Annotated in this window: 17 protein-coding genes; 4 read left to right on the plus strand and 13 right to left on the minus strand. The window is 69.3% G+C overall.

The window, feature by feature from the left end:
* Positions 1-33: 33 nt before the first annotated feature.
* Together ACZ7MF_RS22825 and ACZ7MF_RS22830 are read left to right on the plus strand one after the other, a co-directional pair.
* Positions 34-1,005, plus strand: coding sequence for an SDR family NAD(P)-dependent oxidoreductase (locus ACZ7MF_RS22825; protein WP_471479208.1), 972 nt, complete (start codon positions 34-36; stop codon positions 1,003-1,005).
* Positions 1,006-1,147: 142 nt separating this feature from the next.
* On the plus strand, positions 1,148-2,416 hold the full coding sequence (locus ACZ7MF_RS22830) for an alpha/beta hydrolase family protein (protein ID WP_471479210.1): 1,269 nt from the start codon (positions 1,148-1,150) through the stop codon (positions 2,414-2,416).
* An 18-nt stretch (positions 2,417-2,434) separates the two neighbouring features.
* On the opposite strand, the gene tgmC is transcribed toward ACZ7MF_RS22830, so the two are convergent.
* From tgmC to ACZ7MF_RS22865, 7 genes are all read right to left on the minus strand, one after another.
* The gene (gene tgmC / locus ACZ7MF_RS22835) at positions 2,435-3,664 is read right to left on the minus strand and encodes an ATP-grasp peptide maturase system methyltransferase (protein WP_471479212.1); all 1,230 of its coding nucleotides are present in this window, start codon (positions 3,662-3,664) and stop codon (positions 2,435-2,437) included.
* Positions 3,661-4,641: an ATP-grasp ribosomal peptide maturase gene (gene tgmB, locus ACZ7MF_RS22840; protein ID WP_471479214.1), complete on the minus strand. Its 981-nt coding sequence runs from the start codon at positions 4,639-4,641 to the stop codon at positions 3,661-3,663. The genes tgmC and tgmB overlap by 4 nt, the downstream gene beginning before the upstream one ends.
* 3 nt (positions 4,642-4,644) lie before the next feature.
* Positions 4,645-4,950 (minus strand): putative ATP-grasp-modified RiPP, encoded by a 306-nt coding sequence (locus tag ACZ7MF_RS22845; RefSeq protein WP_471479216.1) that lies wholly within the window; start codon positions 4,948-4,950, stop codon positions 4,645-4,647.
* A 62-nt stretch (positions 4,951-5,012) separates the two neighbouring features.
* Positions 5,013-5,858 (minus strand): helix-turn-helix domain-containing protein, encoded by an 846-nt coding sequence (locus ACZ7MF_RS22850; RefSeq protein WP_471479218.1) that lies wholly within the window; start codon positions 5,856-5,858, stop codon positions 5,013-5,015.
* Between the two features lie 40 nt (positions 5,859-5,898).
* Entirely contained in the window at positions 5,899-6,342 is a 444-nt protein-coding gene (locus ACZ7MF_RS22855) for a DUF6879 family protein (protein ID WP_471480092.1), read from the minus strand.
* Between the two features lie 43 nt (positions 6,343-6,385).
* A complete protein-coding gene (locus tag ACZ7MF_RS22860) occupies positions 6,386-6,613 on the minus strand; it encodes a hypothetical protein (protein WP_030180050.1) in 228 nt (75 codons plus the stop codon).
* Between the two features lie 276 nt (positions 6,614-6,889).
* Positions 6,890-7,558 carry a hypothetical protein gene (locus tag ACZ7MF_RS22865; RefSeq protein ID WP_471479221.1) on the minus strand — a complete coding sequence of 223 codons (669 nt, stop codon included), beginning with the start codon at positions 7,556-7,558 and terminating at the stop codon, positions 6,890-6,892.
* A 554-nt stretch (positions 7,559-8,112) separates the two neighbouring features.
* Here ACZ7MF_RS22865 and ACZ7MF_RS22870 point away from each other — a divergent pair.
* On the plus strand, positions 8,113-8,694 hold the full coding sequence (locus tag ACZ7MF_RS22870; RefSeq protein ID WP_471479224.1) for a hypothetical protein: 582 nt from the start codon (positions 8,113-8,115) through the stop codon (positions 8,692-8,694).
* Positions 8,695-8,896: 202 nt separating this feature from the next.
* On the opposite strand, the gene ACZ7MF_RS22875 is transcribed toward ACZ7MF_RS22870, so the two are convergent.
* The gene (locus tag ACZ7MF_RS22875) at positions 8,897-9,127 is read right to left on the minus strand and encodes a DUF397 domain-containing protein (RefSeq protein ID WP_471479226.1); all 231 of its coding nucleotides are present in this window, start codon (positions 9,125-9,127) and stop codon (positions 8,897-8,899) included.
* Positions 9,124-9,972, minus strand: coding sequence for a helix-turn-helix domain-containing protein (locus ACZ7MF_RS22880; RefSeq protein WP_471479228.1), 849 nt, complete (start codon positions 9,970-9,972; stop codon positions 9,124-9,126). Before ACZ7MF_RS22880 ends, ACZ7MF_RS22875 begins: the two co-directional genes overlap by 4 nt.
* A gap of 214 nt (positions 9,973-10,186) precedes the next feature.
* Between ACZ7MF_RS22880 and ACZ7MF_RS22885 the strand changes: the two genes are divergently transcribed.
* Complete coding sequence (locus tag ACZ7MF_RS22885; RefSeq protein WP_471479230.1) at positions 10,187-10,825, plus strand: ATP-binding protein; 639 nt, start codon at positions 10,187-10,189, stop codon at positions 10,823-10,825.
* A 16-nt stretch (positions 10,826-10,841) separates the two neighbouring features.
* Here the strand turns inward: ACZ7MF_RS22885 and drmB are convergent, their stop codons facing one another.
* From drmB to ACZ7MF_RS22905, 4 genes are read right to left on the minus strand one after another with little or no spacing between them, the layout of a single operon-like run.
* Positions 10,842-12,713: a DrmB family protein gene (gene drmB, locus ACZ7MF_RS22890; RefSeq protein WP_471479232.1), complete on the minus strand. Its 1,872-nt coding sequence runs from the start codon at positions 12,711-12,713 to the stop codon at positions 10,842-10,844.
* Positions 12,710-15,955 carry a helicase-related protein gene (locus tag ACZ7MF_RS22895; RefSeq protein WP_471479234.1) on the minus strand — a complete coding sequence of 1,082 codons (3,246 nt, stop codon included), beginning with the start codon at positions 15,953-15,955 and terminating at the stop codon, positions 12,710-12,712. Before ACZ7MF_RS22895 ends, drmB begins: the two co-directional genes overlap by 4 nt.
* Positions 15,952-17,856, minus strand: a complete 1,905-nt coding sequence (locus ACZ7MF_RS22900; protein WP_471479236.1) for a UvrD-helicase domain-containing protein — start codon at positions 17,854-17,856, stop codon at positions 15,952-15,954. The genes ACZ7MF_RS22895 and ACZ7MF_RS22900 overlap by 4 nt, the downstream gene beginning before the upstream one ends.
* Positions 17,853-22,619 carry a DEAD/DEAH box helicase gene (locus ACZ7MF_RS22905; protein ID WP_471479238.1) on the minus strand — a complete coding sequence of 1,589 codons (4,767 nt, stop codon included), beginning with the start codon at positions 22,617-22,619 and terminating at the stop codon, positions 17,853-17,855. The genes ACZ7MF_RS22900 and ACZ7MF_RS22905 overlap by 4 nt, the downstream gene beginning before the upstream one ends.
* Position 22,620: the final 1 nt, after the last annotated feature.

Consider the following 22,620-nt stretch of genomic DNA (forward strand, 5'->3'; position numbering starts at 1 on the left):
CTAGACCTCGCTCTAGATCGTAGCGTCGGCGGCATGACCCACACCGATCAGCAGCCGCTCAACTCGCCCTTCTCCGCCACCGGCACCGCCGAGGACGTCATGGCCGGCCACGACCTCTCCGGCCTGACCGCCGTGGTGACCGGGGGCTACTCCGGGCTCGGCCTCGAGACCACCCGGGCCCTGACGGCCGCCGGGGCCCGGGTCCTCGTTCCCGCCCGCCGACCCGACACCGCCCGAGCCGCCCTGCGGGACGTGAAGGGCAGCGAGGTCGTCCCCATGGACCTGACCGACCTCGGCAGCGTCCGTTCCGCCGCCGCGCACATCGGCGACCGTATCGACCGGATCGACCTCCTGATGGCCGTCGCCGGAGTCATGGCCACTCCGGAGCGGCGCGTCGGGCCCGGCTGGGAATTCCAGTTCGCCGTCAACCACTTCGGGCACTTCACGCTCGCCTGCGAGCTCTACCCGCTCCTGGCCGCCGCGGACGGAGCGCGGGTCGTGGCGTACAGCTCCGCCGGACACGCCATGACCGACATCCGCCGGCACGACCCGCACTTCCGCACCGGCTACGACAAGTGGCTGGCCTACGGCCAGGCCAAGACCGCCAACGCCCTGTTCGCCGTGCACCTCGACGCCCTCGGCAAGGACGACGGCATCCGCGCGTTCGCCCTCCACCCCGGCAAGATCATCACCGGCCTCCAGCGGGAGATGCCGCTCCAGGAACAGATCGACGCCGGCTGGGTGGACGAGCACCGCAACGTCGTCGCCGCCGACTTCAAGACCCCCTCCCAAGGCGCCGCCACCGGCCTGTGGGCCGCCACCTCCCCACTCCTCGACGGCCGGGGCGGCCTCTACCTGGCGGACTGCGACGTCGCCCGCGTCTTCGCCCCCGACACCCCCATGGACGACAACGGCGTACGCCCGCACGCCGTCGACCCCGACAACGCCGCCCGCCTCTGGGACCTGTCCCTCGCCGCGACGGGCGCGCCGCCGACGACCCGGTGACCTCGCGAGGTTCGACGCGGACCTGCTGCCGTACTTGACGCGCCGGGGGCGCGGCCACCCTGAGGAAAACCCCCGTACCCCTTGGAGGTTGACCGGATGGCTGCCCCCGCCGACGGATACCTACGGTCACGGCATGAGGCGAATGAGCAGCATACTGACGATCTCGGCTATCTCGGCGATCTCGGTCGCGCTGACGGCGGGCGGCACGACGGCCATGGCCGCGACGACGACGGGCGCCCCCAGGCCCGCCGCCGTCGCGCAGGTCACGCCGGACTCACCGCGGGGCACGCTCGTGTCCGTCGAGCGCCTGCGCACCCTCACCGCCCGCGAGGCCGCGGCCGAACTGGCGGGAGACAAGGCCGGTGCCTGGGACACCGGCGCCGTACGGTACGGCCTGACCACCTACCGGATCGTGTACCGCACCGTCGACCCGCACGGCCGCCCCACCACGGCCAGCGGCCTGCTGGCCCTGCCGCGCAACGGTGAACGGCGCCTGCGGACCGTCTCCTTCACCCACGGCACCGAACTGTCCAAGACCGACGTCGCCTCCGTGTCGACCAGCGTCTGGGACCAGGCACCCGCCCTCACCCACGCCTCCGCCGGTTTCGCCGCGGTGCTCCCCGACTACCTCGGACTGGGCTCGGGCCCCGGCCCGCATCCCTGGATGGACGTCCCGTCGGAGACGACGGCCGCCCTCGACATGCTGCGCGCCTCCCGCGCCGCCGCGAGGTCGAAGGGCCGCGAGCTGCGCCGCGACGTCCTGGTCACCGGCTTCTCGCAGGGCGCCTCGGCGGCACTGGGACTGGCCAGATCGTTGCAGGACGGCGACGACGACTGGTTCCGCCTGCGCGCCGCGGCGCCCATCAGCGGCGCGTACGCCTTCCGCGACGCGGAACTGCCCGCCCTGCTGGCCGGCCGGACCGAGCCGAAGGCAAGCGTGATCTACGCGGCCCTGACCCTGGTCGCCTTCAACCGCCTGCACCACCTGTACGACACCCCGGCCCAGGCCTTCCGCGCACCGTACGCCCGGACGATCGAAGGCCTGCTGGACGGCACCCACTCCGGCCGGGAGGTCGAGGCGGGCACCCCGGACACCGTCGACGCGCTCCTCACCCCCCGGGGCCGGGCGATGCTGGCCCACCCCACCGGACGCCTGGCGGCCGCCCTGCGCATCGCCGACGGCGTCTGCACCGACTGGACGCCACGCGTACCGATCCGCCTCTACTACGCCGACGCCGACGAACAGGCCGTCACCGCGAACACCGCCCACTGCCACGCCGCCCTGCACGCCCGCGGCGTCCACGCCCCACTCATCGACCTCGGCACCCCCGACTACGGCGGCTCCCGCCACCTGGGTTCCCAGCAGGCGGGGACCACGGCGGTGGTGCGGTGGTTCCGGTCGTTGGGGTAGGGGGTCCCACCCTGCCGCTCAGCGCTCCAGCGGCAGTTCCAGCCGCGGCACCTGTGCGTGCAGCAGGTGTTGCCCGTCGCCGTCCACCCGCAGTGTGTACGTCTGCGGTCCAGGCCGTCCCGCGGCGTCGACGGCGTTGATGATGTCCTCGATCCGGCTCCACAACTTCAGCGGACCGCCTTCCCGGACACTCCACTCCCCACCGACGGAGGTGAGCGTGGCGGCGGACCCGGAAACCACGTCGATGAGGTGCAGCACCCCGTCGACCGTGACCATCTGCGCGTCCGGTACGGCACTCTGCGCGAGGAACCGCAGGTGAAAGGCCTCCTCGGTCGCAGCCGTGAGCCGCTCCGGTGCGTGCCGCACGGACCGGGACCGCTCCTCGTGCAGCCCGGCTGCCCAGTCCGAGGGATTCCCGAATGCCGGTGCCGCATGGGTCCGGGCGGGCATGAAGGAGATGGTGCCGGACAGCAGGGGCCCCTCGGCGGTCCCGTCCCCGGCAACGGTGAGCAGGACGCGGGCGTTGCCGTAGAGCCACCCCGACAGGGGGAGCAGGACCTTACCGCCGGGGCGGGTCTGTCTGAGCAGAGCGGGCGGCACGGACCGGAAGGAACAAGCGGCCACGATCCGGTCGAACCAGGCCTCGGGCCAGTACCCGTACAGCCCGTCGGCCCGGGCCAGCGTCGGTGTGCAGCCGTAGCCGTACAGGGCGTCGGCCGCTCGCTCCAGCCTGACGGCGTCGACCTCGACGCTGCTCACATGGGACGAGCCCAGCCGTTCGCAGGCGAGCGCGGTCGAGTATCCGGTCCCCGTGCCGATCTCCAGGACCGTGTGTCCGTCGACGACATCCGCGTCCGACCACATGCGCAGGACGAGCGAGGGGAGCGTCGACGACGACGTGGGCGCTCCACCGTGCCGGACGGCCGGCTGCTCCCAGTCGGTCTCCTCGCCGTCGAACTGGGTGATCAACGTGGTGTCCGAGTACGAGGCGGCCAGCCAACGCCCGTAGTCGATCCGCGACGTCACCGGCTCCCACAGCGTCGGTCCGTGTGCGTCGCACTGGCCGGCGGGGAGGTAGAAGCCGGGCACGAAGAGGTGGCGGGGCACCTTGCGCGCGGTGGCGAGCCAAGCCGGGTCGAACGGGAACCCGGGGTCGGCATCGGCATCGGCACCGGCCTCGGCGAGCTCCCTCACCATGGCCAGGCGCAGTGCCTTCGCGTCGTTGTCGAGGTCTGTGGGCAGAGTCATGAGCTGCTACTGATCCCTTCCATGCTCAGAATGTCCGCGAAGGCCTCGGTGATCGCGGGCGCGTCCGGAAGCCAGCCCCACTGTCCGTTCGGATTGCACTCGATCGCCCACCAGTCGTCAGGAGAACTCCCGTCACCGGTGAGCGCGAAGTCGAAGCACCCGAAGACCAGACCGGCGGCGGCCAGGTACCGGTGCAGGGCGGTCTCAACGACCGAGGGGACGGCGACGGGTGTGTGCACCAGATCGCCCCAGTCCCCGCGCCGCCAGTCGACGGCACCGTGCCGGGCGGTGATCCGCTGGGCGAAGACACACGGGCCGACCACGGTGATCCGCACGTCACCGACCTTCGGCACCTCGGCCTGCAACAGGTGTGCCGTCACCGAGAGCGAGTCGTCGAAGTCGTCGGAGTGGACGCGCTGCGTCCAGATGGCACCGGCACGGCCGTCCTCACCGGGCGGCAACCCTCGGAAGGTCTTGCAGACGACGGACGGATGCTCCGCGGCGAAGTCCCGGGCCGCCATCACGTCGTTGGTGACAAGCGTCGCGGGAATCCGCAACCCCAGCTCGACGAACCTCTGGAGCTGCCCCGGCTTGAACTCCGCGCGCGCCACGGCCGCCGGGTGGTTGACGTACCGAGCCCGACGCAGACCGTGCAGGACACCATCGAGTCCGTACCGAGCCTCGGCCGCCGCGAAGTCCCGCTGCTGTCGCGGCAACTGCGCGAATCTGTGCCGGTACGGAGTAGGGCGCCGACAGTAGACGGCGCCAACCTCCTCCACGTTCACCTCTCGGCTCCCCGTACGCAGCGGCCCGCTCCAGGCGGGCTCGCCGTCGAGGCGGAAGCCGAAGGCCAGACCTGGCCCGATGTCGGCGGGATCGACCCTCACGACGGGCACCTCGCGCTCGTTCAGCGCGGCGACGACCCAGTCCGCGGTCACGTCCTCCAGAGCGGTGACCACCAGCACGGTACGAGCCATCGTTCAGTCCGACTCGTAGTCGGTGGTGTTGTCGTCCTGAGACTGGGGCTGAGGCTGCTGCCCGTCCCCGCCACCCGACACGGATGCCGTACCGCACGTCCGCGAGGTCCCGTGCTTGCCCATCTCCACCACCCGGCCCACGACGTCGGTGTAGCGGGCGGTCTGGGTGGCCGGGTTGAGGGTGACGGACGTGTAGGGGGCAGGGGACACCGGAAGACGGTCCGTGACGAACCGCATCGCCCAGGGGGCCCGGGAGGAAACCGCGGGGCTGAATTCCCGCTCCCTGTCCGTGAATTCCATGAGTTCCATGGCGACCAAGCTAGGAAGGCCGGAGACCGCCCCTCAACCAACGTGTGCGAACTTGCACGCAGTCATCCGAGTGAGTCGATCGCCGCGGTGATCAGAGTGCGTGCGGGGGTGCCGTAGACCGCCGACTCGGCGAGAGCGGAAAAGGTCCGCGCGTACATGCCGACTTCGTGCGGCTGTGTGATGGTCAGGAAGGCGGAGACCAACTCGACGTTCACTTGGGAGTCGTCGAAGATCCAGAAATCCTCGACGGGCCATAGCGCCGTACGGTCCGTGCTCAGGGGAATCACGCCCAGGCTGACGTTGGGGAGAGTGGCCAGCGACAGCAGGTGTCCGAGCTGCCCAGCCATGACCTCGGGACCACCGATCAGGTGCCGAAGGGTGCTCTCCTCCAGCACTACGGCGAAACGGCGTGCGCCCTCGTGCAGGACGCGCTGCTTGTCCACGCGAACGTCGACGGCTGCCTCAAGGTCGTCAGGCAGCGCGCGGCGGTCACGGATCGACATCAGAAGGGCCCTGATATACGCGGGTGTTTGAAACGGTCCCGGTATGAGCCACGACGAGTACGCCCGGAAGTGCCGGGTTCGCTCCCACAGTGGAATGACCGATTCCTGGGCGCGACGCAGTCCGGAACGCTCCATGCGGCGCCACTCGACGTAGGCACCGTCTATGTTGCGGGCCGCGGCGATCAGGTCGGCCGTCTGGTCGGCCGCGGCGCAGTGCAGCGTGTACACGCGCAGATCGTCGTCGGAGGGTGGCGTACGTCCGTTCTCGATGCGGCTGCACTTGCTCTCGTGCCAGCCCGCCCTGGAAGCAAGCTCCCGCGCGGTGAGACCCGAGTCCTTCCGGATCTCGCGCAGTCGCTTGCCCAGGGCCTCCCGGGCCTGCTGGACGCTGGATGACGAGGACATGGAGTGTGAGGACATGGACTGCGGCGAGGGGCGGTCCCTGTCAGGCCGGCCGGTACTCCTCATGGGGGATCGCTCGCTCCCAGACGGCGGAGAAGGCGGAGGAACAGAGGCCGACGACGGCCTGGTCTGTCACCAGTTCCTCGCCCGTCATGGTCCCGTCCCCGGTGAAGTGGTTGATCAGGACGGCGCTGTCGTCGAAGAGCCAGAAGTCGTTCCCCGGCAGCGCAAGGTCCGACGCCCGCCTGCGGGGCAGCCAGCGGACGTCTTCACCGGCCTTGACGTTGTGCCCGCTGGTCAGCTCGTACTCGTAGCGGGTGTAGGAGGACAGCGGCTCGGAGACGACGCGGGCGCGTTGCACGGCCACGCCGCGAGCCACGGCCGAGGAGACGAGTTCGATCCACCAGGGCCAGCGCTCCGCCGGGTCGAAGCGGTGGCCCGCCGACCACTCGCGGTAGTCCGCATCGAGGTCGTAGGCATCGCGCATCTCCAAGTGAAGAGCGCTGTGCCGGACTGAGCGGAAGAGCTCCTCAAACGTCGGCTGCGGCACCGCCGCTCACCTCCGGGAAGAACTGCATCATGCGCCTGGGGAACTCGATCACCGTCTCGTGCCCAGGGATGTCCAGCTGGGCCAGGCGCTCCGCGTCTGTGACTCGCCAGCCCTGCAGGATGTAGTTCCCGGTTTCGTCGTCCAGGTACACGGTCGGAGACCCGTTGTTGGGACTCTCGGGGTCCTTGCCCAGGCGGTGCAGCGCCATGATGTCCTCCGGTGGCATTGATGTCTGCCGAGGTGACCAGGCTTGCGCGGTCGAAGCTCGGTGTGCCAGCGACTTGCACGAACTTCTATCAGGCCGTCGCCTGCCCTGCCGACGGGTGCCGCGCCATCAACCCGATGGCCCTCCGCTCCGCCCGTGCCTCTGCCACGCGTGGGCGGCAGCTCGGAGTACCTCGGAGGTGCGGGAGTATCAAATCCGCGACTTCGCAGAACGCGGCCACCGCAGCATGGAAGACCTCCCGGGCGATCAGTGGTGAGGCTAGTAACTTCCCTTCCAGATGGTGAATTTGAGCGTGATGTATTCCTCTCCTGACCCACCTCTGACGTACTCGGCGAGGGCGATCAGCCCTGTTGAAGAGAGGACGCAGAACCGCGCACCGTTCTCCATGTACACCGAAACCCTGTCCTGGAACCGAGTTACGGTGCTGCAGGTCTCGAACGTGCTGCTTTCCTTGCGTTCCAGTATGACCAATTCCGCCCCTTTGCCTGCCCATAGGCTTCCCTGGTACCAGTACAGCTCCTTGTCCTCATCCCTGGAGACCGGCCGCAGTGGGTCGTCGTCCAGATCGATCCCGTAGTCATCAGCGATCTCCACCGTGGCTGCCCGGAACACCGCGGACGATTGGGTGTTGGTCGGTGTGGGCGAGGCGGAGCCGCCCGCGGCGGGCGAGGGGTCGGCGGGGGCGGTCACCGTTGCTGTCGCCGTGACCGTGGCGGTGACGGTGGTCGTGACCTGCACCCCCGTCGGCGGCGTGACCAGAGCCGGCAGGCCGACGAAGCCGAGCGCGAGCCCAAGCAGACCCGTGATCGCGGAGATCCACGCCGCCAGTTCCCCAGGGCGACGCCTGCCCGGTGCCGGTCCTGGTCCCGGTGGCGGTACGGAGGGCCGGGGCGGGGTCGGTAAGGGAGCGCCCGATGAACTGCTCACACGCCCCTCCACCCAGTCGTGTTGTGCCTTCTCATGGAAGCCATGGGCTCATTGTGGTGGCGACGACACGCTGAGACGAGTGTTCGTATACCCACTGTCACGACATTGCGACATGGTGGTCCGGCAAGGTCGTGGACCGTCCGGGGCCTCGGCGTCGCGGTACCGCGCGCACCGTGTGACGGCCCTGGATGCGCCAGCCCTGTCGGTCCGCTCCTTCATGACATCCACGAGCCTGCATACCTCAGCCCCCGAAAGCCCGCCACGGCGGCGGGTTGGCCGGACGGTCGTCCGTCACGTGTGCCTCCATCAGCCACGTCCCGTCATCGACCACGTCCATTCGAAGAGGACGGACACCCACGATGGCTGGAGGTGGACGGCGGCGCCCGCTCACGAGGATGTGAGCTGAGCCAGGACGGCGGGGCGCTTACCTGTTAAAGACGCACGAGCGAGCTCGGGGCGCTGACCTGCAAGAACGTGGAACACGTATTGCGATTCTGGATAAGCTCATTCAGTGCAGAATATTTCGCCTAGTCTATTCATCACTGCATCAGTCAGTGGCAGCACTGGATCGGATCAGTCAGCGCTACGCGTCCCTCATTCACCCTTGGGAGTACTCTGTGCGTGCGGCCCGGCGAGTGACCCGGATCGAGACCGTGAACAAGCGGACGGGTGAGGTGAACGACTTCACCGTCCACTCCTCGGCCTCTGCCGCGCACGGCCTCTGGTTCAGGGGAGGAGGTTTCACCACGATGGGATACGCGGCCCACAACGCCCTCGCCGACGCGGACCTCAGCGTCAGCGCGTACAAGCTGTTCCACAAGATGTGCGCCCTCCAGAACCGCAAGGATCACGGCCTGGTCCTCATCGAGAGCCAGGTGAAGTTCGCCGAGCAGGTGGGCATGTCGCAGGCTTCCGTCTCCCGCGCCCTCAAGCAGCTCGCCTCTCAGGGCTTCATTTACCCAGAGGGCCGTAACTGGCGTATCCGGCCCGACTTCGTCTTCAACGGAAACGGCGCGGCGCAGGGGCAGGCGGTGCAGGGCATTCCCGCGGACGCGCCAGATCCGTATGCCGGGAAGCGAGCCGACCTGAAGATCGTCGAGGATGGGGGCGACGGGCAGGGCGGCGGCCAGGCCTGAGGCTTCCCCGTTGCCATGCGGGCCTTGGCCGGCTGTGCTGCTCGAACGGTCACGACAACTCTCGGATGCGGCCTCGGTAGTTCGCCGTCCCTGCGGCCACGCTCGGCAGGTCGGCCTGCGACGAACCTTCCAGTGCGCGCTGCGGATCGGTCTGGAAGTCATCTCTGTCGCCGGGGAGCCCGTGGCCGGCCAGCAGGGCGGCTCAGGCCGGCGAGTCGTGCTCACCCCGACCCACGGCCCGCGTGAAGGCATGCCAAGCGGCGACGCCCACGGAGGTCATGAGGGCGCCACCGGTCTTCGTGTCGCGCACGTATGTCCGACCGTCCTCGGCGGCACACTCCACGCATTCGCCTCCCGCGCCGTTGCTGTGGGACGACTTGATCCAAGTGAGCGACGGCCCTGTCTCGCCGAGGCCATCGAGTTCGGTGTTCATCGTGTCGACTCCTTCATCACGCTGTTGATCAGTTGCATGCTGCGCCGCGGGCTCAGGGCCGCCGCGCGCAACTCGTCGAAGGCTCTGTTGTACTCCCGGACGTGAGGTTCGCCCTCCAGGTACATCGCATCGGTGATGCCGTCCCGGTACACGACGTCCGGGTCCTCCGGGTCCGGGAAGCCCAGCACGGTGAACGGGCCTGTGGTCGGGCAGGTGCCGGCGTCGAACGGGAGTACCTGGAGCGTTACGCTCGGGCGCTGCACGGCGTCCAACACGTGTTCCAGTTGGGCCCGCATCAGTTCGCGGTCTCCTATGACTCTGCGTACCGCTCCCTCGCTCACGACGAACCAGCAGTCGGGAGCATCGGGTGCACTGATCATTGACTGACGTTCCAGGCGTACTCTCACCGCTCGATCGATGTCCTCGGGCGGCATGTAGGAGCCGCACGTGTGGAGTTCACGGGCGTACGGCTCCGTCTGGAGCAGTCCGGGCAGCACCTCGCACTGGTACTGCCGCAGCGTGGAGGCGTCCTGTTCGAGGCCGATGTAGATGGAGAACCATTCGGGTACGCCCGAGCCGTGGACCTGCCACCAACTGCGTGTCTTGGCCTGCCGGGCCAGCGACTTGAGAAACTCGCGCAGTTCGTCCGTGGTCTCGTAGAAGCGGCAGAGGACGTCCACGTCGGACGGTTGAACCCTTCCGCTGCCGGTCTCCATGCGATTGACCTTGGAACCGCTCCAGTCGAGGGCGGCACCCACTTGTGCGCAGGTCAGAGAGTTCTTCTCACGAAGCTTCTTCAGCTCGATGGAGAGGCGACGGCGGCGTGCCGTCGGTGATCCGGCCATCAGGGCCCCCTTCGTCCGAACGGCGTTCAGTCTCTGTGACAAGGGGTCCGTCCGCCAATCACCCGAAGGTGGGATTCTCTCCGTGCACATTGTACGGCGAGATGCGCGCCGGCCATGCTGGCAATCAGGACGACCGGTGCGGGACCGGCGCGGCGCACTGGCGGCTGCTCGGACCCACGAGCGTGGGAGGTCGGGAGTGATCCCAACTGCTTGCATGACGCAGCCGTCGTGGGCTGTGGAGTTCGCTGCCCTGAAGGAGGAGGTGGCGGTACTACGACGAGAGGTGCGGGCGCATCTCGGGGCGTGGGGCCTGCGGGATCTTGTGGACGAGGCGCAGCTCTGCGTCACCGAACTCGTGGTCAATGTCATCACTCACGTGGGTGTCGGTACTCCGACGAAGCTGGCGGTGCAGCTGAATGGCCCGTCCCTGCGCATCGAGGTCCACGACCCGGACACCCGCGCGCTGCCCAAGGTCGTCGCTGCCGACTTCGAGTCGGAAGGGGGGCGCGGAATGGCCCTCGTCGGGGCGGTAACGGATCGGTGGGGCGTCCAGCTCGGTGCCGATGGGAAGGTCACCTGGTGCGAACTCGCCACGGGGCTGCCGCCGGTGAGCGGTCATGACGGCTGTCTCAGGATGACCCAGGTCGAGACGGTGATCGGTTTGTACGGCGACCACGGAGCCAGGTCCGGGTCTCGACCCGGCAGGCTCGGCGTCACTGAGGGGGAGGAGGCGGCGATCTCCGTGATCACCGACCTCCTCCACTGGCTCAGCGCGCACGGTCGTGACGGGGACGACGTACTGGACCGTGCCCAGGTGCGGTTCGAAACCGAGGTCTTCAAGGGACTCTGGTGAGCCGCGGCGTCAGGCTTCAGCCCACGGTGACGGGCGCGAAGAATCCCAGGGAGGGCGCATCCGGCGTGCCGACGAGCAGTGCGCGGTCCAGCAGGATGTTGTTGTGCTCGCAGCTCGTCTCCGGGAGCATCACGCAGGCGTGACAGGCGGCGAGGTTTGTCTCGGTCGAGCGCGCCGCGTCGGCCTCCATGCACAGGGGGTCGGAGGAGCACCACTCGGTGCGGCGGAGGGCCGAGCGCACCGTGCTGTCGAGGAGTTCCGGTTCGCCCTGGACGACGAGACCGCCGAGGCTGCCCGCGGAGTCGCTCGTCGCCGTGTAGATGAGCATCCCGGCCATGTCGTCCGCCGCGTACAGGCGCTCGCGCAAGGATGCAGACGGGTAACCCGCCCCCAGGCTCCACTCGTTGATGAGGACATGGGCCAGGGTGTGCACCAGCACCATGCGAGGTGTCGCCGGGGACGACACGGCCAGGCTCGGATCGTCGGCCCGCTGATCGAGTACCCGCTGATGAGCGGTACGCATGCGCTCTACCCGGGCCGCCACCTCGGGTGCCTTCTCCCAGGCCTCCAGGCGGCTCTCGTCCAGGCGCAGGAAGACACCCTCACCCCGGACCTCCATGGCCGGCAGCCAGCGCAGCGGCTTCTGGGAGAGCGGCATCTCCTGCGGGTCGGTCGTCGACTCGGCGTCGAGGAGACGGGTGAACGCCTTGAGGGCCCGCACCTCGCGCAGCTTCTTGACGAGCATCGGGCCGGTGATCCCGAGAGGCTGGAGCACGCTCGGATCACCGAGCGGCGTCTCGCAAACGAACTGCTCGTCACGGGACTGCTCGCTCTCGTCATTGCCGGAGCGCAGACGCTCGTACTCCTTGTTGCGCAGGGCGCGGTAGCGGTGGTCGAAGGTGGGTGCCGTCTCGCCGTCCAGGTCCTCCTCGCGTTCGGCGTCGAGCAGCGTCAGGATTTCCTCCAAGGGAAGAGGCCACTTGTCGTCACCGAAGACAGCATCGAGATAGCCCTCGATGCGCGCGGGGTTGTCGTACCCCCTCAGCTTGGACCAGTGTGCGGCGAGTGGATCCGCACGGCCGCTGCTCCACGGGGGGATGGAGAGTGCCGACTTGAGCACCGGCTGCCACACCGACGAGGAACCGCGTTGCAGGGTGCGCACGGGAAGCCCGCACCCCGCCGGGTCCGTGGCGGAAAGGCCGAGCCACGGACGGGCGCCCCGGCAGGTGAGACGCAGGTCCTTCAACGCGTTCCGGCGGAAGGAACCCTCCATCGAGACCTCGGGCACCTGACCACAGGTGCAGGAGATGACGATGGAGCGGAGTGAAGAGGTGCGCCCGGTCGTGCGCATCCTGAGCTTGCCGCCGCACTTCCCGATCCTCGTGGAATCACGGTCGGGCGAGCGGTGCACCCACTGCCAGTAGGGGAACTCGTCGAGGTGCCCCGCCTCGCAGGCGACGACGAAACGGGAGGGGACGAGGCCCACCTCGCACGTGCCGCAGACGCTTCGACCGGCCGGCGGTGAGAAATCGCGGTGGGGCTGCAGGTCGTTGCACTCCGGACACGAGTGCATCAAGGGGAAGCGGCGGACCCGAAGGCCGTCCTTGCTGGTGTCGTCGGACGCTGGCGGCAACCGGAAGAAGTCGACGTCCAGCAGCCGGGCCAGTCGCCGCTCATGGACGACGGGTGACTCGTCCTCGCGCCAGCTGCGGTCGGCCTCGTCCAGACCCGATACGACGAAGGACTCGTGGTCGACGGCGATGAGCGACCCGACGCCGTACGTGCTGATCGCCTGAGCCCGGCGGACCGTGCCGCGGCGGGGCAGGTTGTGGGACGGGGCGGTGCCGTTCGCAGCGTTCCGACGACGGCGGGCGGGGAGTGGGGTCATCGGTTTCCCTCCATGAACAGGGCGGACTCGGCGTCGACATCGCGCAGACTCCACAGAGTGGGCCACGCCTCGCGGTCCTCGGACTCGTCGTCGTACGACTTCAGGATCGAAGGGGCGCGGCTGCCCCGCTTCGGTTCGAAGAGCAACTCGCCGTGGATGTCGGCCTCCTTGCACCACCAGTCGACGAACTCGTCGAAGCCCTGCTCCACGGCCTCGGCCTCCGAGGGAGTGACCGCGCGGACGCGGTCCAGGAGCAGGGACCTGATGCGGCCACGAAGGGTGGGCTCGTAGGTCTCGACCTGACCGGCGCCCCCGTTCGGGCGGGCGGCCGGGATCAGGATGCGTGCGAGAGCGACGATCACCGCGTGCAGTCCTCGTTCACGCGCGCGGGCGGAGAACGGGGTCACTGAGGTGGACTCGACCTCGCGGTAGAGGGCCGAGTGGTAGTGCTGGAAGTTCTCGTAGTGCGAGCGGTCTCGGGCTCGCGCCGAGTTGAGCATGATGGTGACCAGGCCGGGATGGGCGCGGCCGACGCGGCTCGTGGCCTGGATGTACTCGGCGGTCGTCTGCGGTTGGCCCATCACGGCCATCAACCCGAGCCGGTCCACGTCCACACCCACCGCGATCATGTTCGTGGCGAGCAGGACGTCTACGGTGTCCTCGTCCGGGAGCTTCTTCTCGATGCCCTTGAGGCGCGTGGGGATCTCGCTGGCGTCGATCCGGCTGGTCAGCTCCGAGTAGTTGGCCACCGAGCGCACGGCCACGCCCTCGCGGTCGGCGAGCAGCTCGAGATAGGCCACCACGTCGTCGTGGACCTGGAGCTCGGCCGCGGAGAGCAGCCGCAAGCTGTTGAAGTAGCCGATGAGGCTCCAGTAGGCGTCGCGCACCTTGTCGTCGGTGTCCGCGTGCAGGGCCCGGTGCAGCAATGTGGCGTACGTGCGGATCAACAAGGTGGACTGACTGGTGCCGGGTGCCAGGAGGCCGACGTAGCGGCGGCTCGCCTTCTCCTCGCGAGGGGTCTCCACGGCGAACCACGAGTCGCGGGAGTCCAGGCCGGCGGGCGGGAACTGCCGCACCTCGCGGGCGAAGAGGTGGCGGCCCTGGTCGGCGGCGCGACGGATGGTCGCCGTGGAGGCGATCACCTTGGGCCGCTCGGCCAGCGCGTCCACCGCGGTCTCGTAGAGGCCGGTGAGGGTGCCCAAGGGGCCGGAGATCAGGTGGAGCTCATCCTGGACGATCAGCTCGGGGGGAGGAGTGCCGTCGGTCGGGTCGTCCAGGTTGAACAGTGCGGAGGTCGCGGGGCGCCACGGCATCGAGGCGAACTTGTCGACGGTGGCGATCACCAGCGTCGGACGTGCGTCGTACACCGCCTCGTCGATCAGGTGGACGGGAAGGCCGCCGGAGAAGTCGCAGTCTGCCCCGGGGCAGCGGATGTACATCCGCTTGGCGTCCTCGTCGACTCCGTAGTCCCGGGCGTCGAGCCGCGTCCCGCACCAAGGGCAGGCGTGCAACTGGACGGGGTTCTCGGTGGCGAGACGCTTGTCGAGGTCGGCGCGCAGCTCGTCGAGCCTCCCGGCGGCTTCGGCCAGCGTGTTCGGGGTGGCCGAGCGTCCCACCCACATGCCGACGGAGAACGGCTCGTCGCCCAGCTCGGGCGTGTGGTGCCTCATGTGTTCCATGGCGCAGAGCAGGATCGCCGCACGTTCGAACTGCTGCAGAGTGAGCAGCCGCAGCGTGTAGCGCATGAGGACGGTGACACCGCCACCGTTCGTGCCTTTGCGGATGCGGCGCAGGAAGGACGTCAGGGCGATCAGTCCGAGGTAGGCCTCGGTCTTGCCGCCACCGGTGGGGAACCAGAGCAGGTCGGAGATCTTCCGATCGTCGTGCTCGGGGTCGTCGATGCCGGCCATGCAGAGCAGCAGGAAGGCGATCTGGAAGGGACGCCAGCGGCCGGAGGACGGATCAGGGCTGCCGACGCGTCCACCCTTCACCCAGGCGCTGCGGGCCCGCTGGTCGGCCATGGCCCGGTTGGCGAGCCGGAATGCCCGCATCAGGTCGGGCTTGGCTCGCAGCAGCTCGATGCCCTCGCGGATCCGGCCGAGCGCCTCGCGACAGACGTCCACCTGGTCCCGGGCGGGCTGTTCGTGGGGACTGCCCGCCAGAGCGACGGCTTCCGCCGACTTGCGGGCGATCCAATCCTCGTACCCCGTGGCCAGTGCCTCCAGCGCGGCCAGAACGTCGGTGTCGGGCTTCTCGGCCAGTCCAAGCATCGACAACGACGAGCTGTCGATCTCCGGATTGGAGTCGGTCAGCAGCACCTCGACGCTGGGTACGAATTCGCTGCGTACCTCGGGAACTGCGGCCTTGCGGGTGTCGGTCATGCCGATCGGCGACGGAACCCAGTCCCAGCCGGCGGCGCAGCCGTGGCCGATGGCGAAGGTCGGGGCATGGCGGTGCAGCAGCCGACTGGTGGCGATCTCCGGGTCGGGGGCCGCGTCCGGGGCGGGGCGTTCGACGAAGGCGCTGGAGCCGTCGGCGGCCCAGACAACCACGCCGCACTGGAACAGGGCGAAGGCGTCCTGGAGGTCCCGCTCACCGACCTTTTGCAGGTTGATCAGTGTGACCGTGACGGTGACCGTGTCGCTGACCGGATCGTGGCGGCGGACGATGACGTGCAGCGCGACCTTGTCCGGCACGAGGACGATCACCTCGCCCGGGGTGGAGGAGGTGACGTCGATGCTCCTCTCGGGGAGTTCGAGTTCCCTGCGCCGCCACCACTCACGCTGCTCCGCGACGGTCCGGGCCTCGGCGCGGCGGGCGGGGACCGGGTTGCCGTCCGCGTCGGTGGGCTCGTAGACCGCCGCGCGCGTCGAGACCACGATCGTGCTGCCTCTGCCCGGGTCGACCGCGAAGGTCAGGCCCATGGAGGACGGGCGCTTGTCGCCCGAGACACCGGCTTCCTGCGCGGCACCGGACTCCTCGGTGTCCTCCCGGGCGAGAACGGGCGTCGCGTCCAGGCCGTCCTGCACGGCGGCGTTCTCGGCCCTCCGCTCCCGCGAGGCACGCGGATACAGCACGCCGGTCAGGTAGCGGTCGATGGGCGCGTCCTGGGCGAGGACCTCGTCCCGGTCCTCCGGTGCCGCGTCCTCGGCGGGGCCGAAGAGTTCCCTGCGCAGTCCCACGAGGAGTTCCTCGTCCCGCACCCGATAGTGCTCGGAGTGCCGACCTGCCACGTGCGTCATGCGCCCTGCTCCTCGTCGTTGTCAGCCCGTCGAAACACACCGATGCCGGTGATCCGCGGCACGGTCCACACGCCTCGGTCGCCCAGGCCGGCGTTGGCACCGGCCGCGACGCTGCCCGTCACCGTCTCCAAGGTGTCGATCCGCAGGCCGCGGATCTCGTCCGGCCACCACGGGTCCCAGGTCCGGTTCACCTTCTGCACCCGGAACAGCTCCTGCCGGAACCGCTCCGAAGCCTCGCCTATCTCCCGTCCCCGGTGCAGCAGGGCGTACGGCGGGCTCTGGGCCTCGCCCACCGGCAGATCGTGGCGCTTGCGCAGCAGCACCTCCGAGCCGGGGCCGACCTCGTGCAGGAGGTAGGTCTGGGTCGCCACGGCGTCGGTCGCGTGACCGGGCGGGTTGTCCCGGCACACGTCGCCGGCCTCGGCCACCACACCGAACCTGTCCCACGACCGCCACCCGCCGACGAACCGCCGACCGGTCCTGCGGTTCCCCGCCCTCTTGATGATCGGCAACTCGGGGGAGCGGACATGGTAGACGTCGTGTCGGGCGCGAGTCATCGCCACGTACAGGGCGCGGGCCTCCGCCGGGAGGTCAGTCTCGGTGCCGTACTGCTTGCGGAGTTCCGCGACGGTCGGTGGGGTCAGGACGATCACTCGGTCGAACTCCAGCCCCTTGGCCCGGTGCACGGTGGAGACGACGATCCGCGCGGTCTCCGGGTCGGCCGCCTCGTCGGGGAAACGGCCGTCGGCGACCAGGCGGCGCAGCCGGTCCAGATCGAGCGCGGTCCGCCCGGGCGAGCGGGTCGCGCGTCGCAACACCGTCCACAGGGCGCCTGGGTTCGGTTCGTGGGGGAGCGGGATCTGTTTCAGCAGCGAGCGGAACCGCTCCTCGGACAGGCCGGTCGCCTCGGTACGGCGCAGAATCTCGCCCACCCAGTAGGGCACCGGCCGCTCCTCGAGAGGGCGGCGCAGCCGATGTCCGATGCCGTTCTCGTGCAGCAGTCGGGAGACCACCAGGGCCTGTCGGTTGTCGCGGGTGAGGATCGCGCAGGTTTCGTCGAGGTCTCGCAGACCCTGGAGCGTGTACTCGTCGGTGAGGTCGCCCAGTGAGTTCGTCGGGTCCAGGAGGAGGTCGCGCAGTTCCTCGTAGAGCGTGGCGGCCTCCTCCGCGTCCCGGACCCGCTGGAGCCGGGGGCCGTGCGCCAGCGCGACGCGTGCTTCCGGGGTGACGGCCCGGAAGTTCTCGGTGAGAGGCAGCTCCACCAGATCGTCGAGGAACGAGAGGCGCAGCCACTCGAAGAACCGGCCGGTCTCGGCGTTGCGCTCGGCCGGGTCCTCGATCTGGAAGCCGTACACCGACTGGGCGGCGTCACCGACCACGGTGAAACCGCAGGTCTCCTGGTAGCGGTCGAGCAGGGCCTCCACCAGTTCCCGGCGGTCGCCCAGCAGGTCCTGCACCTCGTCGATCACCACGTGGGAGGGCGGGACCGAGTCCCCGGCCTCCAGCGCGCCCTCCTCGACGGCCTCGGCCGCGGCCCTGATTCGCTCGTCGAAGGTGGTCGTGGCCCAGTCCCGGTCCGGGTGCGCCTGGAGGAGTACCCCGTATGCCCAGGCGTCGAAGGTCTGGGCACGCACCCGGCGGGCCCGGTCCCCGTGCCGGGTGATGCGCTCGCGCAGCTCGCGGGCGGCCGCCCGCGAGAAGGTGAGCACCAGGATGTCGGCGGCCTCCAGCGCCTCCTCCGGGTCCTCGTGACCGCACAGCGCGTCGAGCCGACGCACCAGCGTGTGCGTCTTCCCCGCGCCGGCCCCGGCGGTGACCAGGACCCGCGCGTCCCAGAGCTGCTTGACGACGGCCCGCTGCTCGGTGGTGAGCTGCGGACTGTCGAGGTAGACGTCGGTCACGGACGGCTCCAGAGGTGCTCGAACTGGGTGAAGGCCAGCGAGGTGTCGAAGTTGGCGATGTTGTCGTCGACGTTGAGGATCAGGCAGGTGTCCTTGCCGCCGTTCTTGGGACCGCGCAGTCCGCGGCCGATCATCTGCTGGTACACGTTGGTGCTGTAGACCGGCCGCGCCACCACCACGACCCGGGTCGCGGGGGCATCGAACCCCTGGGTCAGAACACCGTAGTTGGTGAGCACACGGATGCGGCCGTTCCTGAAGTTCTCGATCCGCGTCCGACGGTCCTGCCTACTGGTCGTCGAGTCCACGGCGGCGGCCGGAACATCTCGGTCGTTGAGCATGGCCGCCAGGTACTTGGCGTGGTCGACGGAGGTGGCGAAGAGCAGCGTCGGCCAGTCCGACGGCAGGTCGGCCACCGAGTCGACGATGCGCATGCTCCGCTCGTGGTCGTCGGCGAGTCGCTGCTCGGCGGCACGGGACAGCATCGCCATGCGTTCGGCGTGCGTCTTCTCGTCCTGGTTGAGCACGATCCGACCACCCTCCAGGGTGCGATGCTCGACCTGGGCGAGCATGCCCCATTCCTGCAGGTCGCGGTACGGGTCGCCGGAGGGGAACACGCCTTCGTCGAGACGCCGGTTGCCGAAGCGAGTGATCAGCCGGCGGGTCTCGTCCTCGTTGGTGTTGCGGAACGGGGTGGCCGTCAGGCCGAGCAGATGCCGATGCGTCTCGTACTGGGTCAGGCCCATCAGGCCGAGGATCTCCGTGTACCGCTTGGAGATCGCGGTGTGTGCCTCGTCCACGATCACCAGGGCGGGCTCACGCAGCCACGCGTACTGATCGGTGCCCAGGCACCGCTCCAGCTTCGCGTCCGTGGCGACCACCAGGTGGGGGTGATCGACGACGTTGCCGACCTCGTTGTTGCTCCACAGGCGACTGATGGTCAGCGGTCGCTCGGCCCCGACCTTGCCCCAGACGAACTTCCAGCTCTGTACCGCTTGCTCGCACAGTTCCTCGGTCTGCGCGATCCACAGCAGAGGGCCCTTGAGATCGCCGACCCGCTTCACCCAACGGATCACCGCCTCGGCGGTGACCCGTGTCTTGCCGGCGCCCGTCGGCAGCGACAGCATGCCGCGCTGCGGGGCGAGCCGGTCGAGCACGGTGGAGATGTTCCGGACCAGATCCTCCTGGTAGTCGTGGAGCCTTGGGAAGTCCCGGGGCCCCTCGATCGTCTCGGAGGAAGGCGGCGACGGAGTCCTGGAACCGGCGAACGTCACGGGCAGACGCAGGTCGGAGACGAAGGCGATGGCGGCGGACGAACCTCCGTATCCCACCGGCGCGTTGGGGAAGCGCGCCTGGATGTCCCGGGCGTGCTGCTGGAGCACCCCGTCGCCGTGCGCGTTGAACGCCATCTGGGCGATACGACGCCCGGACGGCTCCGCACCGCCGGTCGCCTGCAGCTCGGCGTCCATCAGCCCTTCGGGCAGGCCGGCCCTGAGCGCGTCGGCCCCGATCAGCAGCTCGAGTTTGATCACGACGTCCTCGGCGTCGCGCACGGCCTTCTGCGCCGCCTTCAGGGCGCTGTCCTTGGCCATGCGGTCCTGGTGCTCCAGCACCGCGCGGCAGCCGGCCGCGCCCAGGCCGAGCCCGAGCTCGCGGTCGATCAGCCGCAGCATGGGCTCGGCCTCCCGCGGCACACGGATCTTGACCGTGCCCCCCTGACGCACGGCATCCAGGGGAGAGGCGTGCGTACCGTTGGGAGTACGTGTGACCTCCTCCAGCTCGGCGCACCGCTGCACCATGCTGTTCCGGTTGCCGGTGCCCAGGCGCTGCCGCAGGGCGGGGAAGAGCTCGACGAGGGGAACGGGGTCGCCCTCGGGCACCTCGCGGGTCTCCCGACTGATCACGTCGGCGTAGCGGAGCATGCCCCACTTCTCGACCATCAGCTCGGCGTCCTCGGCGGTCGGCACGAGCAGGGCGGGCAACTGCTCGGCACGCAGGGCCCGGTACTCGGCGGCGCCCACGGCGAGGGTGATCTCGTTGTCGGGGCGGGCGCCCCAGGTGTCCCCGATCCGGCAGCGGGTGAGGGAGTCCTCGGGGAAGTCCGCCCCGAACCTGGTCAGCATCACGTAGGTGGCGCCGACGAAGGAGTCGTCCTCACTGCGGGACACGTCGTCGAGGAGCGCGTCCCAGCGGTCGGCGGGAACCTCGTCGACGGTGATCGGCAACCGCAGCTTGCGGGCCTTCTCCGGAGAGATGTCGGCGACCGGCAGCACATCGCGATAGGCGGCGAGCTGGGGGCCGACGGCCTCCGTCAGCGGCTTGAGCCCCTGGGAGGTGGCGACCCTCCCGTACTTGCGCAGCATCCAGCGGATCGGGGACGTCACCGCTTGCCGAGTGCCGGCCTGGGCGCCGAACTGACGCGTCCAGTTGTCCACCACGGCGTCGTCGGGCAGCGCCTTCAGGAAGGCGGCGCGGGACTCCTCGGACAAGGCACGGAAGAGATGCAGGGGACCACCGATCGCGGCGCCCTCGACCTTCATCCGGTCCAGCTTCGGGCGCGGGGCGCCGCTGTCCAGGTTGCGCAGAGAGGCCGCGTGTACGGCGGCGCGGTACTCCTCGAACCAGGGCTCGTCGGCGCGCGGTTGCACGCCGCCGGCCGGACGCTCTCGCAGACCGATCTGTGAGAAGAAGGATGTGTCGTCGGAGTGGAACGTCATGTCGACGGCGACACTCGGGTCGCGCTCGGCGTCGACAACGACACCCGGCAGCATGCAGTCCGCGACCGACCGGAAGTGCTTGTCGACGGTCCGTACCCTAAGCGTCGTGCGCGCGTCGGGCAGGTGCTCCAGGACCTTGTGGGCCAGCCGACGGATGCCGGCCTGACGGAACAGTTCCCAGAAGCGCTCCCAGTCCGACTCTCCGTAGTGGTCGAAGCCCTGATCGAGGACGCTGGCGAACCGACCCTCGGGGTCGGCCTCGTGGATACCGAGGACGTTGAGCGCATGCGCCAGCGACGGGTCCTGGGCGAGTTCGTCGACGACGTACACCGTGGACTCGCGCAGCCCGTCCTGGTGCTCGGCCCGACGGAACACCTTGCCGTGGACCGGGGCGACGAGCCCGTGCTCCTCGGTCAGCACGACGCGGGCCTTGCGGGCCTCGTCGGCGAAGGAGGAACGCCTCTCGATCATGTCGGCCAGGATGCGGACGGCCACCGCCGACGCCTCGGCGGTGCCGGTCGCGACGAGGGCCTCCAGCCAGTCGCGGACCCCGGCCCGCTCGTGTCCGGCGGCGGTGAGGATGTGCTCGACCTTGCCGGAGCGCAGGACGTCGGCCTCGACGCTCGGGTGCAGCCAGTTCGAGGGGCGTCCGGGACACTCGTGCCACATCCGAAGCCATCGCGTCAGTTGCTTCAGATCCCTGTCCAACCGGGGATGGACCCGGAGCTGCCTCGGGGCACGCAGGACGCCGTCCTGGTCCGGCAGCGAAGGGCTCGTGGCGGTGCGGGCCCAGATCTCGCGGGTCAGGAACTCGTCCGCCCAGCTGATCGACTCCTTGACACGACCGGGCAGCAGGGGGAGGTAGGCGGCCGGGTCCTCGGCCGGGGTCAGCCCGGGAAGCGAGTCGACGACCAACTGCGCCGACACCTTGATCATCTCCTGGTTGAAGGGGGAGGAGTCGAGCAGGTTCTGTCGGTCCTCGTTGGTCTTCCACGCCCCGTTGAGGATGCCGCTCAGCGACGTCTCGTACTTGGTGGGGAAGAAGGACCAGAACTTGCCCCGTCCGCGCGATCGAGGGCTGACGTACAGCCCGCTCTCGGCGTCCCGTTCCAGCGCGGGGACGGCCCACGACAGGTCGAGCGCGACCCGGTCGTGCAGCTCTCCGGCGTCCGCGCGGGCCGCGGGGCCCGGCTCGTGCGTGGTGGTGAACACGCGCCACCGCTCCGTGGAGAGCGCCTTCCCGGTGCGCTCCTCGGTCACGGTGTGCAGGTCGCCGGACTGCTGGGCGGTCAGCGTCCGGCGTGCCATGGGCCGCGGGCGGTGATCCTCCAGCACGACCTTGGCGACGTGCGGCGAGAAGAGCTGGAACCCGACCGGGAATTCCTCGCGGGGCTCACCGTGGTCCTTGCCGCGGTTGCCGTGCATGTCCTTGCCCAGCCGGTCGTCGGCCTTCGGGAGCAGCGGGAGCCGGACGACCGTGGTCGCCCAGGTCAACAGCTTGTCCAGTACGGAGTCGGAGGCGCGTTCGGCCCGCATGTCGAGCGGACGGGCCATCCGCAGGACGGGGGCGTCGAACTCAGGCCCGTAGCGCTCCGTCACACCGGGCACGGACTTGATCTCCTCGTACGACCAGGCGCGGTCGAAGCCGAAACTCCCGGTGCGGCTGAAGAATTCCGGAGCGTCGGTCACCACGAGGACCGACTTCACCCCGACCCCGAACCGTCCGATCTGCCCGCCGCGCTTCTTCGACATACTCATCCGAAGGATGGTCTCCGCGCCTTCCGCGGTCACCGGACTTCCCTCGTTGGCGCAGTACAAGTGGGTCTCCGTGAGGACCACATGGACCCGTCCGCCGGGCTCGTTCGCGATTTCGTCGGCCGCGTTCTGTACGAGCTCGAAAAGCTGACGGTCACCGTATCCGCCCTGCGTGATACGACGCTCGCCATTGGCGTGTTCGGCCACGAGGCCGGAGTCCACGGCATACGTCTGCAAGACACGGGAGGACTGTTCGAGGACGGTATCGATCACTGCTGAGGACGAGGACGACACG

Source organism: Streptomyces sp. NPDC111628, from assembly GCF_055635195.1.